Here is a 14230-nt window from a genome sequence, read left to right as displayed (position 1 = left end):
TTCCTGGAGGGTTGGGTTTCAACGCCGATTTTCGGCAATATCGGCACGGCGGCAAGAGATGCTGATGGACGGGCGGGGTGCGAACGGGCAGGATGGGTCCGCCATGTTCGCCCACACCGGCCCGGACCCGGTCCGGCGGAAGCGGGTGGGCCGCTTTCCATCCCCCACTTTTTTGCGGAATCCAACCATGTCTAATAAAACCGTCCCGGTCACCGACACACTTTATGCTTACCTCCTGGCCAACTCCCTGCGGGAACCGGAGGTTTTACGGGAACTACGCGAGGAAACCGCCCGGCACCCGCGGGGCGGTATGCAGATCGCCCCCGAGCAAGGCCAGTTCATGGCGCTGTTGGTGGCTTTGACCGGTGCCAAGAACCTCCTGGAAATCGGCGTGTTCACCGGCTATAGCTCGATCCGGCTGGCCCTGGCCCTGCCAGCGGAGGGGTGCATCACCGCCTGCGATATCAGCGAGGAATATACCCAGGTGGCGCGGCGTTATTGGGAACGGGCCGGGGTCGCGGACCAGATCGATTTCCGCTTGGGGTCGGCCTTGGAAACCTTGGACGGTTTGATCGCCGAAGGCCGGGCCGGGCAATACGACCTCGCCTTCATCGACGCCGACAAGACCAATTATGACGCTTATTACGAGCGGGCTTTGGAACTGCTGCGGCCCGGCGGTTTGCTGCTGCTGGATAATGTGTTGTGGGGCGGCAAGGTGGCCGACCCCGCCGTCAGCGACCCCGACACCCTGGCCCTGCGCGCACTGAACGCCAAGATACATGCCGATCCCAGGGTCGTGCCCAGCCTGTTGCCGCTGGCCGATGGCTTGACCTTGGCGCTGAAGCTTTGATCTATCCACGGGATTCATGGTGTTCCCGCCGCTTTCCAGAGCGAGCGTAATTGGTTCAGGGCGCGGTCGCCGGGCGCTTGTTTCAAGCCCGCTTCGACCATTTTTTCCGCTGCGCGGTGCTGGCCCGAACTATCCAAGGCCATGGCATAGGCATAGATCGCAGCCGTGTCGCCGGGGGCCAGTGCCACCGCCCGCTTGAGCGAGGCCAGCGCCGCCGCAAGATCGTGGCGGCGGATGGCCAGCAAGCCCAGGCTATGATGCAGGGCGGCGGCTTCCGGCTGTTGCATCAGCCCTTCCCGCAATACCGCCTCGCCTGCGCCGTCCCGCTCCGTCTGCCGGTACAAATCAGCCAGATTGACATAGGCGGGCACCCAGCCCGGATCGAGTTTCAGCGCCTCGCGGTAGGCGCGTTCGGCTTCCTCCACCTCGCCCTTGGCGGCGTGCCAATTCCCCAGGTTCACCTGTGCGCCCGGCTCGTCGGCGTTGAGCCGCAACGAGGCCAGATATTCCGTGCTCGCCCTGCGTAGGGCCGCTTGGTCTTCCGGTGGCAGTTGATCGACCGGCATACCGGCCAGGGCTTCCGCCGCCAGCGCCCGGACTGCCCGCACCGGATCGCGCAGCAAGCCGTGGGCGACCTGCCAGCGCTGCTCCGGCGGCAAGGGTTCCAGGGCTTGCAGCGCTCCCGCCCGCACCAACGGATCGGCATGGCCCAGGGCGTCCAGCAACGACGGCAAGGAATCGGGGCTTAGCCAGCGGCCCAGTTCCGCCGCCGCCGTGGCCTTCGCGATGGCGGGTTGGTCCGGCTTCCCGAGCAGGGCGATTAGTCCGGCTTCGGCCTCCACCCCGCCCCGGCGGGCGGCGGATAAGGCTGCGGCATAGGTTTGATAGCCTTGGGGATCGTGCCCGTACCAGTGGCGCAGTGGGTCCGCCGCCCAGCGGGCGGGCCGCTTGTCATGGCAGTTCGCGCAGGCGTTGGGCGTGCCCAGCTTGGCCGAGAGGGCGGGCCGGGGAATCCTGAAACCGTGGTCGCGGCGGGGATCGACCCCCATGTAAGTCTTGGCGGGCATGTGGCATTCGACGCAGCGAGCGCCCGGCGAATCTTCGCGGTGATGATGGTGGCCGGTGCTGGCGTATTTCCCGGCGGCGTGGCATTGCAGGCAAACCCCGTCGCCTTCGGCCCGGAGCTTGAGGCTGTGGGGTTGGTGGCAATCGCTGCACGTCACCCCGGCCCGGTACATCCGGCTTTGCAGGAAGGAGCCGTATTCGTAGACCTCGCCGTCGATCTGGCCGTCGGGATGGTAAAGCCCGGCTTGCAATAAAGCGGGCAGGTGGGTATCGAGCAAGGGCTGGCCGTGTCGATAATCGGCGAACCATTGGCCGCGCCGGGCATGGCAGCGGGCGCAGGTTTCGATTTCCTGGGCCGTGGCGCGGGGCTGGCTGCGCGTGGCTTGGCCGGTGGCGGGGTCGATGTTCCAGTGGACGCCCCGGCGTTCGTCCAAGTGGAACACCAAACCCAGGGTGCCATCGTCCGGCGGGCTGTTTCCGTCCTTGTTCCCGGCCCAGGCCACATGCCGCGAGCCGGGACCGTGGCAGGCTTCGCAGGATACGTCGATTTCCGACCAGGTGCTGTGGTAGCCGTGGCTGGCCGGGTCGTAGTGCTTCTGGAAGTCGGTCGAATGGCACTCGGCGCACATGTAGTTCCAGTTTTGGGAAAACCGGGTCCAGTGCAAGGGGTCGGTGTGGTCGATCTTCTCGTTGGGGTAAAGATGGAACCAGCGCTGGCCGCCTTGGGCCAGGGGCCGGGAATCCCAGGCGATGGACAGGGCTTGCAGCCGTCCGCCGGGTAATGCCACCAGATATTGCTGTAGCGGGGTGAAGCCGAAGGTGTATTGAATCTCGAAATCGGCGAGCTGCCCATCCGGCCCGTCGGTGTTGATCCAGAACCGGCCATCGCGGCGGAAGAAGCGGGAAGTGACGCCATCCTTGCTGAATATGGCTCCGTTGAAATCCCCCAGCACGGTTTGTTCGTCCGCTGCCTGCATGGCGCGGTCGTGGTGCGAGCCTTGCCAGAGCCGGTCCTGTTCGGCGTGGCAAGCGGCGCAGGCGGCGCGGCCCACGAACTCCGGCGGGGCGGGAGGAGCGCTGGGGTTTGAGGAAGCCGGTGGATTCGGGGCCGGGCCTTGTCGGCCTGGAATCGCCCAATAAAGCGCCAGGATCACGGCCAGGGCGAGCGCCCCGACCGGGAGCCAGAAGAAACGGGTGTGTTTTATGGGCATCCCGTCTCCATGGTCGGGAAAGTTCGGGCAGGTCGGTTCATCTTACTGGTTAGGCGTGGACGCCTGCCACCGGCATTGCCGAACCGGGTGGCGTAGCGTGGCGATGCCGCAAGAGCGCCGCTCAATGGCCGGAATGGGCGACAGGTCCAGGGGTTCCGACCGGAATGGCGCTATGCTTTACCGGGTTTGGCGCGAGCCAGCGCCGACCCGGTGTTTTCCCACCACAGGAGGAGCGACCATGAAAGAATCGATTGCGACCCGCGTCACCCGCATCGTCGGTGGCAGCCTACACGGGCTCTTGGACGCCATGGAACAGGCCGCGCCGGAAGCGGCCATGGCCCAGGCCATCCGCGAGGTGGACCTGGCCATCGACGAAGTCCGCGCCGAACTGGGCAAGGCGCTGGCCCACCGCCATCTGGCGGAGTCCAACCGGGCCCGGCTGGAAACCCGGCACGGCGAACTCGCGGCGCAAATCGCGGTGGCGGTGGCACGGGGCGAGGACGGATTATCGCGGGCCGGTATCGCCAAGCAACTCGATATCGAGGCCCAGCAGCCGGTGCTGGACCAGGCCATCGCCGCCGCCGTCCGCGACGGCCAGGAATTGGAAAGCTATCTGCTGGCCCTGCAAGCCAAGAAGCGCGACATGGAAGACGCCCTGCGCGATTTCATCGCGGCCCGCGCCGCCCAACAGCGCGGCCCGGTCGGCGGCGGTGGCGCGGACACCAGCGCGGGCCGGGTGGAACAAGCCGAGGCCGTGTTCGGGCGGATACTGGCGCGGGAAACCGGCGTGGTCCCGGCGGCGGCGCGGGCCGACGCGGCGGAAGCGGCCAAGCTCAAGGAACTCGCCGAACTGGCCCGCAACCACGCCATCGATGAGCGCCTCGCCCAACTCAAGGCCGGGCGGGAAGGCTAGGCATGGACCTATTCTTCGATCCGGCCACTTGGCTATTCACCGCCGCCATTGGTTTGGTCCTGGGACTGGCCGTGGTCGAGAGCCTCGGCCTGTTGCTGGGCCAGGGCGGGCTGTCCGGTTGGGCCGAACATTGGCTGCCCGATCTACACGGACCCGATGCCGAGGGTTGGTTGGGCTGGCTGCACCTCGGCAAAGTGCCCTTGACCATCCTCTTGATCGTGTTCCTCACCGCGTTCGGCGTGGCCGGTTTCGCCGCCCAGATGGTGGCGCGGCACTGGCTCGGCGGATTCCTGCCCTTGCCGCTGGTGGCGGCGGGGGCTTTGGTGCTGGCCGTGCCCGCCGTGCGGACCCTGGGCGGAGCCTTGGGCCGGATCTTGCCCAAGGACGAAACCTTCGCGGTGTCGCTGGACGAACTGGCGGGACGTATCGCTATCGTCGTCACCGGCACCGCCCGCCTGGGCCACCCTGCCCAGGCGCGGGTACGGGATGCCCTGGGCCGTACCCATTACGTCATGGTGGAGCCGGACGCCGCCGACACCGAATTCCCGGCGGGCACCGAAGTCTTGCTAGTGCGGCGGGCCGGGGGCAGCCGGTTCCGCGCCATCGCCAATCCCCGGCCCGGCTTGCTCGGGTCTTGAATCCCGCCGCCTTTTTCCCTCCCTCAACAATATCCCCGGAGAACCCCTATGCTGGTCGAAATCTCCATCCTCATCGGCCTTTGCCTCGCTGGATTGTTCGCCATTGGCCTGGTGCTGGCGCGCCTATACCGGCGGGCGACCAAGGAAGTCGCCTTCGTCCGCACCGGGCTGGGCGGACAGAAGGTCGTCATGGACGGCGGCGCCTTGGTGCTGCCGATCTTCCACGACACCATCGCGGTCAACATGAACACCCTCAAGCTGGAAGTCCACCGGGGCGGCAGCGCCAGCCTCATTACCCAGGACCGGCTGCGGGTGGATATCGTCGCCGCCTTCTTCGTCCGGGTCATGCCCAATGCCGAGGCCATCGCCAACGCCGCCCAGACCCTGGGCCAGCGTACCCTCGACCCCATGGCCCTCAAGGAATTGGTGGAGGACAAATTCGTCGATTCGCTACGCGCCACCGCCGCCACCATGACCATGCAGCAATTGCAGGACGCCCGCCAGGATTTCGTGCAGGGCGTGCAGAACGCGGTCAGCGAGGATTTGCTCAAGAACGGCTTGGAACTGGAAAGCGTGTCGCTCACCAGCCTGGACCAGACCGGCAAGGAATTCTTCAACCCCAACAACGCCTTCGACGCCGAGGGCTTGACCCGCCTGACCCAGGAAACCGAGCGCCGCCGCAAGGAGCGCAACGAGATCGAGCAGGACACCCAGATGGCGGTACGCCAGAAGAACCTCGCCGCCGAACAGCAAAAGCTGGAGATCGACCGCCAGCAGGAATTCCTGCGCCTGGAACAACAGCAGGCCATCGCCCGCCAACAGGCCGAACAAGCCGCCAATGTCGCCAAGACCCGCGCCGAGCAAGCCGCCTTGATCGCCGCCACCGAGGCCGAGAAGAACCGCGAGGCGCAACAGGCCAAGATCACTTCCCAGCAGCAGATCGACCAATCCCGCATCGCCGCCGAGCGCCAGGTCAAGGAAGCCGAGGTGGAACGCGACCGGCTCATCAAGCAGAAGGAAATCGACGCCCAACAACAGGTCGAGGTGGCCCGTATCAACCAGCAGAAGGTGATGCAGATCGCCGAACAGGACAAGGCGGTGTCCGTCGCCAAGAAATCCGAGGAGCAATCCCAGGCCGACACCCAGGCCAACAAGGCGCGGGCCGAGGCGGTCACCGCCGAGGAGGCCGTGAAGACCGCCCGCGAGACCGCCGTGGCCGAGCGCGACAAGGCCATCGCCCTGGTCGAGGCCAGCCGCGAGGCCGAGCAACAGGCCATCGGCGTGAAAATCGCCGCCGAGGCGCAGAAGCAAGCCGCCGAAGATCAGGCCGAGGCGGTGAAGATCAAGGCGGAAGCCGACCGGGTGGCCTACGAGGTGGAGGCCATGGGCAAGCGCCAGATCAACGAGGCCATCAACACCCTGTCGGCGGAGCAGATCGCCATGCAGGTCAGGCTGGCCTTGATCCAAGCCCTGCCGGGCATCATCGCCAAGAGCGTCGAGCCTATGCAGCGGATCGACGGCATCAAGATCATCCAGGTGGATGGGCTGGGCCGGGTGGCCGGTGGTGGCGGCGAGGGCCAAGCCGGTGGCGGTGGCAATCTGGCCGAGCAGGCGGTGAGCGCCGCCCTGAGCTACCGGGTGCAACAGCCCTTGGTGGATGCCTTGCTGAATGATTTGGGGATGAAGGGGGGGAGTTTGGCGGGCTTGGCGCAGGGGGTGTTGCAGGCCGATGTTGCGGGGAAGGCGAGTCCCGCCGATGGCAGGGTGGGATCGAAACCGGGCGGTTGATGGGGTGGGGTGGTGCTTGAGTACGAAAGCCACGGTATCGGGCGATTTGAAATCAAGCCAAATACCGCGCACAAAAAAACGCCCCTCACGGGGCGTTTTCCAATCCGAAGAGAAAGGTTCGGATTACAGGCTGTAGTACATATCGTACTCAACCGGATGGGTGCTCATCCGCAGACGGGTGACTTCCTGCATCTTCAGGTCGATGTAGGCGTCGATCATGTCGTTGGTGAACACGCCGCCCTGGGTCAGGAACTCGCGGTCGGCGTCCAGGGCTTCCAGCGCCATGTCGAAGGAATGGCAAACCTGCGGGATCGCCTTCGCTTCCTCGGCGGGCAGGTCGTACAAGTCCTTGTCCATGGCATCGCCAGGATGGATCTTGTTCAGGATGCCGTCGAGACCGGCCATCAGCATGGCCGCGAAAGCCAGGTACGGGTTGGCGGTGGAGTCCGGGAAACGGACTTCGATGCGGCGGGCCTTGGGGTTCTGCACATAGGGCACGCGGATGGACGCGGAACGGTTGCGGGCCGAGTAGGCCAGCATCACCGGAGCCTCGAAGCCGGGCACCAGGCGCTTGTAGCTGTTGGTGGAAGCGTTGCAGAAGGCGTTCAGCGCCTTGGCGTGCTTGATGATGCCGCCGATGTAGAACAGCGCGGTTTCGGACAGGCCGCCGTACAGGTCGCCGGTGAACAGGTTCACGCCGTCCTTCGCGATGGACTGGTGGACGTGCATACCGCTGCCGTTGTCGCCGACCAGGGGCTTCGGCATGAAGGTCGCGGTCTTGCCGAAGGCGTGGGCCACGTTCTGCACCACGTACTTCAGGGTCAGCACTTCGTCGGCCTTCTGCACCAGGGTGCCGAACTTCACGCCGATTTCGCACTGGCCGGCGGTGGCGACTTCGTGGTGGTGGACTTCCACGACCAAGCCCATGTCCTCCAGGGTATTACACATGGCGGAGCGCAGGTCCTGCATGGAATCGACCGGCGGCACCGGGAAATAACCGCCCTTGATGCCCGGACGGTGGCCGATGTTGCCATCTTCGTAGACCTTCTCGGAGTTCCAGCCGGCTTCCTCGGAATCGACCTTGTAGAAGGAACCCTGCATGGAGGTACCCCAACGCACGTCGTCGAACACGAAGTATTCGTTTTCCGGGCCGAAGAACGCGGTGTCGCCGATGCCGGTGGACTTCAGGTAAGCCTCGGCGCGTTTGGCGATGGAACGCGGGTCGCGCTCATAGCCCTGCATGTCGGCGGGTTCGATGATGTCGCAGCGCAAGATCAGGGTCACATCGTCGAAGAAGGGATCGATGACGGCGGTGCTGGCATCCGGCATCAGGATCATGTCGGATTCGTTGATGTGCTTCCAACCGGCGATGGAGGAGCCGTCGAACATCTTGCCGTCCTCGAACATGTCCTCGTCCACGGTGCTGGCCGGGATGGTGACGTGCTGTTCTTTGCCCTTGGTGTCGGCGAAGCGCAGGTCCACGTAGCGGACTTCCTTTTCTTCGATCAGTTTCAGTACGTCTTGTGGCGTCATTCTTATCTCCTCAGGGGTAAGAGCTAGGGTTGCAAAAACCGGAAGCGGGCTGCGATACAAAATTCACACCAATCCTTGTGGGGGTCGATTCTTCCGGCCTGGAAGTCGGCGCGGCATCGCTACGCACCGTGTTCGACCCATCGGCGCACTACTGTGGCGCGAATCCTTCCAGGAATCCTCGGATACCGGCGATGCCTTGGGCACCCCGGCGTTTGGCCTCTCCCACATCGGCGGGCAGCAGCCCGCCCAGGGCATAGACCGGCAACGCGACCCGGTCCACCCAATCGGCGAAAACATCCCAACCCAAAGGCTCGGCACCGGGATGGGAAGCCGTGGGCCGCACCGGGGACAGCACGGCGAAATCGACGCCGACGCGCTCGGCGTGGCGCAGTTCAGCGGCGTTGTGGCAGGAGGCGGCGACCCAAAACGGTGCGTCCAAGGGCCGTGCGTCCAGGGCCAGCAACCGCGCCGCCGTCAGGTGGACGCCATCGGCACCGCTGTTCCGGGCCAGTTCCGGGGCGGCGTTCAACAGCAGGCGAATCCCGGAGCGGCGGCACAACGGCACGGTGTAATCGACCAGCGCGGCGAAGTCACGTGCCTCCAAACCCTTGGCCCGCAGTTGGATCATGCTTATGCCCGTGGCAACGAGCCGGTCCAGCCGGGTTTTCAAACCCGCCAAGCCGTCGCCGTCCAGGATGGCGTAATGGTCGGGCAAGCGGGCGGCGGTGATGATGGGCCGGTTGGCGGCGGGGAAATCGAAATGGGGCAGTTCGTCCGGGCGGACCCAGCGGATCGGCTGGCCCTGCAAGCCCTTGGGGGTGCCGGTGAAGCGCTCGACCCGCCAGACCGAGAGCCGGACCCGCCGGTCGGGATAGTCGTGGCGCAGGTCGATGAGGGGCATCGCCGCTTCGGCGTCGATATCGAGTTCCTCGCGCAGTTCGCGGCGGAGGGCTTCGGCGGCGGTTTCGCCCGGTTCCAGCTTGCCGCCGGGGAATTCCCATAAGTCGCCCTGGTGCAGATGGGCCGGGCGCTTGGCGATGAGGATGCGGCCCTCGCGGTCGTGGATCACCCCGGCGGCGACTTCCAGGATGGGCGCGGTTGGAGTCATCGCGGGGGCGGGACGCTGATTGGGCATGGGGTTTGGGGAATCGCGGGGTTCGGGGTCAAAACCATTCGAGGGCGCGGCATTTTAACAAACTGTTTCGCGGCTGGCTTGCCCGTGTGTGCTTTGGGGCGGGGCTATTCCAAGGCCAGGATGAAATCCCATTGTTCGGGGCTGACCGGCAGGATCGACAGCCGGTTGCCCCGCCGTAACAGGGCCAGTCCGTCGAGTTCCGGGCGCTCCTTCAGTTCGGCCAGGGTGAGGGTGCGCTTGAGCTTGCGGACGAAGCGCACATCGACCATCAGCCAAGCCGGTTGCTCGGGGCGGCTTTTGGGATCGTAGTGTTTATGCTCGGGATCGAAGGCGGTGGGATCGGGATAGGCCGCCCTGGCGATTTCGGCCAGCCCGACGATGCCGGGTTGCTCGCAGTTGGAATGGTAGAAGAACACCCGGTCGCCGGGTTGCATCTGGTCGCGCATCATATTGCGGGCTTGGTAATTGCGGACCCCGTCCCAAGGTTCGGTCTGGCCGGGGCGGCGTTCCAGGTCGTCGATGCCGAATTCGCCGGGTTCGGATTTCATCAGCCAATAATTCACGGTGCGTTTGCCTTGTCATTGAAGGAATAGAAAGCCCGTTCGGTCGCCACGCCATCCAGCGGCACATCCCAAGGTTCGGCGGGGAGGTTCGGGTATCGCTGGCATTCATGGGCCAGCCCGACCAGCAGCGGGGCAGGGGCCGCGCCGGGTGCCTTGAGATAGGCGAAAGTGCGGTCGTAGAAACCGCCGCCCATGCCGATGCGATGGCCTTGGCTGTCGAAGGCCACCAGCGGCACCAGGGCCAAGTCGAGTTGGCCGGGATGATCCAGGACGGGCGTGCCGACGGGTTCGGGGATGCCGTATTGGTTCGGCAGCAGCGCGGTGTCCGGGCGGTAAAGACCGAAGGCGAGATGCTTGTGCGGGGCGAAGCGGAGCAAGGGCAGGAACACGTGCTTGCCCCGTTCCCAGAGCAGGGCGATCAAGGGGCCGGTATCGATTTCGCCATCGCTGGGGAGATAGGCCGCGATGGTGCGGGCCGATTCGAGCAGGTGGAGCAAACCGGGTTGCAGGGCGAGGCTTTCGCCATGGCGGAGCGCGGCTTCGGGACTCAAGGCGCGGCGATGGGCGCGGGCTTGGCTGCGGAAGGTTCGGGGGAGGATCATGCGGGAGAATGCTGGGAGCTTGGGATGCGGAGGCTAGCGCCGGTTCCTAACCGCCAGACGAGGGAAGGAATGTATTCCCCGCCTGCGCCGTAACTCACTTTCGCCCTTGAACCAAATGGTTCAGGTGGGACCAAGAAGTACCGAATCAGGCTTTCCGCTCGGGGCGGACTTGCGCACATCGCGAACTCTAATGGACCCGGGGTTTTGGATTAGGCTCAAGAAGTAACCCAGTGGGCTTCGTACGCCGCAGGGAATACGCGGGTCCAATTTAGCGGAGTTGGGCCGGGACCGCAACACCGGTTTATTCGGGGGGGCGGTTGCCGCGGCCCCGGGCCGGGCGCTCGGGATATTCGCCCTGCGCCTCTTGCGGAACGCTGCGGCGGTGGGCTTGCAGCAATTCATGGGCGATGTTCAAAGCCGCCATCACCGCGATGCGTTCGGTGCCGATCACCCGACCGGTATTACGGATTTGGCGCATCTTCTCGTCCAGGTAGCGGGCGGCGAGCAAGAGGTCGTGCTGCTCTTCTTCCGGGCAGGAAATCGGATATTCCTTGCCGAGGATTTGCACTTTGATCAGGGGATTGGGTTCGCTCATGATTTCGGGTTCCAGGGAGGCGGGTTCAGGCGCGGGGGTGGGCGGTTTCGCAGGGCTGCGGGCGGCGTTTAGGATAAAGGAATTGGTTGAGCGTCCACAAGGCGAGTCCGCGGCCATCGGTGGGCTGGAAAACCGGCCAGGCCCACCCATGACCGGGAAGGCGAGGCGTATAATGCCCGGACGGAAGCCCGGCCAGCGCGGGACCGGACGACGCTTTCCGCCCACCGACCCCTTCAACCCAACCCCACCGCTTAATATGGCTAAGATCACCTGGTCCGATATCGAGGATACGCTCCCGGAGGATTCCGAGTGCGGCAGCGCCGCCGAGGCCCATGGGTTGTTGTCCGGCCTCTTGTGCATGGATGGCGGGGCCGACTCCAGCCGTTGGCTGGAATTGACCCTCGGCCCCGACGCCGAACCCCTGGACCCCGTGGCCTCGTCCGTGTGGCAACAATTATTCAAGGAAACCCGGCGGCAGTTGGAGGACTTCGATTTTTCCTTCACGCCGCTGTTGCCGGACGACGACGACGGCACCCTGGAAGAACGCGCCGACGCCCTGGGCGAATGGTGCCGGGGTTTTCTGCTGGGGCTGGGCTATGGCTCCAACGTCTCGGATTGGCCCGGCGAATGTACCGAAATCCTGCGCGATTTCGCCGAAATCACCCAACTCGATCCCGCCAGTTCCGGCGACAGCGAAACCGATGAAACCGCCTACGCCGAACTGGCCGAATATGTCCGCGTCGGCGTGCAGGTCGTCCAGCGCGAACTCAAGGCGCGGCCCTCCCAACCCATCCGCCTCCATTGATTCCCGGAATTCCATGCTTCAACCCAGCGATTTCCAGCACCGCCGCCAGCAATTGATGAAGCGGCTCAAGAAGAACAGCGTGGCCCTCATCGCCAGCGCCCCCCACCACCACCGCAACCGCGACACCGAATATCCGTTCCGCCAGCACAGCGATTTCTTCTACCTGACCGGCTTCAACGAACCGGAAGCGGTGGCGGTGTTCGTGCCGGGCCGCAAGCAGGGCGAGTTCGTGCTGTTCTGCCGCGAGTTCGATCCCGAGAAGGCGATCTGGACCGGCCAGCACGCGGGGCTGGAAGGCGCCCGCGAGCATTTCGGCGCGGACGAGGCTTTTCCCATCGCCGAACTCGCGACGCAACTGCCCGATCTCTTCGCCGACCGCGACCGGCTGTATTTCCACATCGGCCACGAGGCCGGATTCGACGCGCAGGTGATGGCGGCGGTCAATGTGGTGCGGGGCCGCGCCCGGACCGGGGTGCAAGCACCCTATGAATTCGTCGCGCTCGAACAGGTCTTGCACGAACTGCGCTTGTTCAAAACCGCCGCCGAACTGGACCTGATGCGGAAAGCCGCCGCGGCTTCGGTGAAGGCCCATCGGCGAGCGATGCGGGTGGCGCGTCCGGGCCGCCACGAGTACGAGGTCGAGGCGGAATTGCTGCACGAATTCGGCCTACAGGGCTGTCGTTCGCCCGCCTATCCTTGCATCGTCGCGGGCGGCAAGAATGCCTGCGTCTTGCATTACACCGCCAACGACCAAGCCTTGCGCGATGGCGATTTGCTGCTGATCGATGCTGGTGCGGAATATGAAAACTACGCCGCCGATATCACCCGCACCTTCCCGGTGAACGGCAAGTTCGGCCCTAGCCAGCGCCTCGTCTATGAACTGGTGTTGCAAGCCCAGGCCGCCGCCATCGCCGAGGTCCGTCCCGGCCAGCGCTGGATCGAACCCCACGAGGCGGCGGTGAAAACCCTGGTCCAGGGTTTGGTCGATCTGGGCTTGTTGGAAGGCAAGGTGCCCAAGCTCATCAAGGAAGGGACTTATAAGAAGTTCTACATGCACCGCACCGGCCATTGGCTGGGGATGGATGTCCACGATGTCGGAGCGTACAAGATCGGCGGCAAATGGCGCGAACTGCAACCCGGCATGGTGTTGACGGTGGAGCCGGGGCTGTATATCGCGCCCGATTGCACCGAGGTCGATCCGCGTTGGCGCGGGATCGGCGTGCGGATCGAGGACGATGTGCTGGTGACGGAGGACGGCTGCGAAATCCTCACCGCCGCCGTACCCAAGACCGTGGCGGACATCGAAGCCCTGATGGCGGAGGCGGCATGAATTACGACTACGACCTGTTGATCGTCGGCGGCGGGCTGGTCGGCGGCAGTCTGGCCCTGGCCCTCAAGGACGCGCCTTTGCGGGTCGGCGTGGTGGAAGCCCTGACCCCGGAGGAACGGCGGCGCTCCCCGGCGGGTCATCGCGCCCTGGCTTTGTCGCGGGGCACGGCGCAAGTGCTGGACGGGCTGGGCGTGTGGCGGGAGGTCGCGCCCGAGGCCATGGCGATCCGGCATATCCATGTGTCCGACCGGGGCCATTTCGGCAAGACCCGGCTGCACGCCGCCGATCAGGGCGTCGATGCCCTGGGCTATGTGGCCGTGGCCCGCGTGTTGGAGGACGCCATCGAGCGCGGCCTGGAACGGCTACCCATCGACCGGCTGTGTCCGGCCCGCATCATCGGGCTAAAGGCGGGCGCGGAGGGCGTGTGCGTCACCCTCAAGCGCGATGGCGAATGCCTGGGATTGAACGCCAAGCTGGTGGTGGCCGCCGATGGCGGCAATTCCAGCGTGCGGAATCTATTGGGCATCGAACAGGAGGTGCGTGATTACGGCCAGACTGCCATCGTCACCGAAGTCCGCACCGAAAAGGACACCCGTTTCACCGCTTACGAACGCTTCACCGCTTCCGGTCCCCTGGCTTTCCTGCCCTTGGGGCGCAAGCAATGTTCGGTGGTGTGGACCTTGAAGGACGCCGACGCCGAGGAGGTCTTGGCCTTGTCCGAGGCCGAATTCACCGCCCGTTTGCAGGCGGTGTTCGGCTATTGGTTGGGGCGGATCGAACCGGCGGCGGTGCGGCAGGGCTTCCCGCTCAAGCTGGTCCGGGCGGAAAAGATGGTGGACGAACGGGTGATCCTGATTGGCAACGCCATGCACCAAATCCATCCCGTCGCGGGCCAGGGGTTCAACCTGGGGCTTAGGGACGCGGCTTTGCTGGCGGATCGGCTGTGGGCGCAGACGGGGTTCGGCGAGGATATCGGCGAGGCCGGGTTCCTGGCCCGCTATGCCGAAGCGCGCCGCCGCGATCTTGCCAACGTGATCCGCTTCACCGACAGCTTGGTGCGGATTTTCTCCAACGGTTTCCCGCCCCTGGCCCTGGCCCGCAATCTGGCCTTGCTGGCCCTGGACCGGCTGCCTCCAGCCAAGCGCTTGTTGGCCCGCCACGCCATGGGTTACGGGGTGAGGTTGTAGGCCGGAGGCCCAAGC

The 14230-nt window shown here is 65.2% G+C and carries 13 protein-coding genes and 1 other RNA gene; 7 read left to right on the top strand and 7 right to left on the bottom strand.

Annotation, left to right across the window (positions count from 1 at the left end; translation table 11 throughout):
- The first annotated feature begins 187 nt into the window (after positions 1 to 187).
- Complete coding sequence (locus B9N93_RS16355; protein ID WP_085216305.1) at positions 188 to 850, top strand: class I SAM-dependent methyltransferase; 663 nt, start codon at positions 188 to 190, stop codon at positions 848 to 850.
- A gap of 14 nt (positions 851 to 864) precedes the next feature.
- On the opposite strand, the gene B9N93_RS16350 is transcribed toward B9N93_RS16355, so the two are convergent.
- Positions 865 to 3126 carry a tetratricopeptide repeat protein gene (locus B9N93_RS16350; RefSeq protein WP_085215322.1) on the bottom strand — a complete coding sequence of 754 codons (2262 nt, stop codon included), beginning with the start codon at positions 3124 to 3126 and terminating at the stop codon, positions 865 to 867.
- Between the two features lie 238 nt (positions 3127 to 3364).
- Here B9N93_RS16350 and B9N93_RS16345 point away from each other — a divergent pair, with 238 nt between their 5' ends.
- The 3 genes from B9N93_RS16345 to B9N93_RS16335 are packed head-to-tail and all read left to right on the top strand — an operon-like array spanning position 3365 to position 6465.
- On the top strand, positions 3365 to 4039 hold the full coding sequence (locus B9N93_RS16345) for a PspA/IM30 family protein (protein ID WP_085215321.1): 675 nt from the start codon (positions 3365 to 3367) through the stop codon (positions 4037 to 4039).
- A gap of 2 nt (positions 4040 to 4041) precedes the next feature.
- A complete protein-coding gene (locus tag B9N93_RS16340) occupies positions 4042 to 4677 on the top strand; it encodes a YqiJ family protein (RefSeq protein ID WP_085215320.1) in 636 nt (211 codons plus the stop codon).
- 48 nt (positions 4678 to 4725) lie between these two features.
- Positions 4726 to 6465 (top strand): flotillin family protein, encoded by a 1740-nt coding sequence (locus B9N93_RS16335; protein ID WP_085215319.1) that lies wholly within the window; start codon positions 4726 to 4728, stop codon positions 6463 to 6465.
- A gap of 123 nt (positions 6466 to 6588) precedes the next feature.
- Here B9N93_RS16335 and glnA read toward each other — a convergent pair whose 3' ends face one another.
- The 6 genes from glnA to B9N93_RS16305 form a co-directional block, all read right to left on the bottom strand.
- Positions 6589 to 7998, bottom strand: coding sequence for a glutamate--ammonia ligase (glnA, locus tag B9N93_RS16330; protein WP_085215318.1), 1410 nt, complete (start codon positions 7996 to 7998; stop codon positions 6589 to 6591).
- A gap of 148 nt (positions 7999 to 8146) precedes the next feature.
- Complete coding sequence (locus B9N93_RS16325) at positions 8147 to 9133, bottom strand: Nudix family hydrolase (protein ID WP_254899409.1); 987 nt, start codon at positions 9131 to 9133, stop codon at positions 8147 to 8149.
- A 104-nt stretch (positions 9134 to 9237) separates the two neighbouring features.
- Positions 9238 to 9696, bottom strand: a complete 459-nt coding sequence (locus B9N93_RS16320) for an EVE domain-containing protein (protein ID WP_085215317.1) — start codon at positions 9694 to 9696, stop codon at positions 9238 to 9240.
- Positions 9693 to 10298, bottom strand: a complete 606-nt coding sequence (locus B9N93_RS16315) for a 5-formyltetrahydrofolate cyclo-ligase (RefSeq protein ID WP_085215316.1) — start codon at positions 10296 to 10298, stop codon at positions 9693 to 9695. The genes B9N93_RS16320 and B9N93_RS16315 overlap by 4 nt, the downstream gene beginning before the upstream one ends.
- Positions 10299 to 10369: 71 nt before the next feature.
- Positions 10370 to 10554, bottom strand: a non-coding RNA gene (gene ssrS / locus B9N93_RS16310) — 6S RNA.
- 45 nt (positions 10555 to 10599) lie between these two features.
- The gene (locus B9N93_RS16305; protein ID WP_085215315.1) at positions 10600 to 10893 is read right to left on the bottom strand and encodes a cell division protein ZapA; all 294 of its coding nucleotides are present in this window, start codon (positions 10891 to 10893) and stop codon (positions 10600 to 10602) included.
- A 256-nt stretch (positions 10894 to 11149) separates the two neighbouring features.
- On the opposite strand from B9N93_RS16305, the gene B9N93_RS16300 reads away from it, so the two are divergent.
- The 3 genes from B9N93_RS16300 to ubiH are packed head-to-tail and all read left to right on the top strand — an operon-like array spanning position 11150 to position 14215.
- Positions 11150 to 11698, top strand: coding sequence for a UPF0149 family protein (locus tag B9N93_RS16300; protein ID WP_176225289.1), 549 nt, complete (start codon positions 11150 to 11152; stop codon positions 11696 to 11698).
- 13 nt (positions 11699 to 11711) lie between these two features.
- Positions 11712 to 13028, top strand: a complete 1317-nt coding sequence (pepP, locus tag B9N93_RS16295) for a Xaa-Pro aminopeptidase (protein WP_085215313.1) — start codon at positions 11712 to 11714, stop codon at positions 13026 to 13028.
- Positions 13025 to 14215, top strand: coding sequence for a 2-octaprenyl-6-methoxyphenyl hydroxylase (ubiH, locus tag B9N93_RS16290; protein ID WP_085215312.1), 1191 nt, complete (start codon positions 13025 to 13027; stop codon positions 14213 to 14215). Before pepP ends, ubiH begins: the two co-directional genes overlap by 4 nt.
- The last annotated feature ends 15 nt before the right edge of the window (positions 14216 to 14230 follow it).

Origin of the sequence: Methylomagnum ishizawai (genome assembly GCF_900155475.1) — a bacterium.
Classification (GTDB): domain Bacteria; phylum Pseudomonadota; class Gammaproteobacteria; order Methylococcales; family Methylococcaceae; genus Methylomagnum; species Methylomagnum ishizawai_A.
The sequence above is the reverse complement of the archived record's forward strand: the minus strand, read 5'-3'. Positions and strand labels throughout refer to the sequence as shown.

Excerpts from the sequence above, each read along its gene's own strand:
- B9N93_RS16300 (WP_176225289.1), top strand. The coding sequence starts at position 11,150 with ATGGCTAAGATCACCTGGTCCGATATCGAGGATACGCTCCCGGAGGAT.
- B9N93_RS16355 (WP_085216305.1), top strand. The coding sequence starts at position 188 with ATGTCTAATAAAACCGTCCCGGTCACCGACACACTTTATGCTTACCTC.
- pepP (WP_085215313.1), top strand. The coding sequence starts at position 11,712 with ATGCTTCAACCCAGCGATTTCCAGCACCGCCGCCAGCAATTGATGAAG.
- B9N93_RS16325 (WP_254899409.1), bottom strand. The coding sequence starts at position 9,133 with ATGCCCAATCAGCGTCCCGCCCCCGCGATGACTCCAACCGCGCCCATC.
- B9N93_RS16335 (WP_085215319.1), top strand. The coding sequence starts at position 4,726 with ATGCTGGTCGAAATCTCCATCCTCATCGGCCTTTGCCTCGCTGGATTG.
- ubiH (WP_085215312.1), top strand. The coding sequence starts at position 13,025 with ATGAATTACGACTACGACCTGTTGATCGTCGGCGGCGGGCTGGTCGGC.
- B9N93_RS16315 (WP_085215316.1), bottom strand. The coding sequence starts at position 10,298 with ATGATCCTCCCCCGAACCTTCCGCAGCCAAGCCCGCGCCCATCGCCGC.
- B9N93_RS16350 (WP_085215322.1), bottom strand. The coding sequence starts at position 3,126 with ATGCCCATAAAACACACCCGTTTCTTCTGGCTCCCGGTCGGGGCGCTC.
- B9N93_RS16340 (WP_085215320.1), top strand. The coding sequence starts at position 4,042 with ATGGACCTATTCTTCGATCCGGCCACTTGGCTATTCACCGCCGCCATT.
- glnA (WP_085215318.1), bottom strand. The coding sequence starts at position 7,998 with ATGACGCCACAAGACGTACTGAAACTGATCGAAGAAAAGGAAGTCCGC.
- B9N93_RS16345 (WP_085215321.1), top strand. The coding sequence starts at position 3,365 with ATGAAAGAATCGATTGCGACCCGCGTCACCCGCATCGTCGGTGGCAGC.
- B9N93_RS16305 (WP_085215315.1), bottom strand. The coding sequence starts at position 10,893 with ATGAGCGAACCCAATCCCCTGATCAAAGTGCAAATCCTCGGCAAGGAA.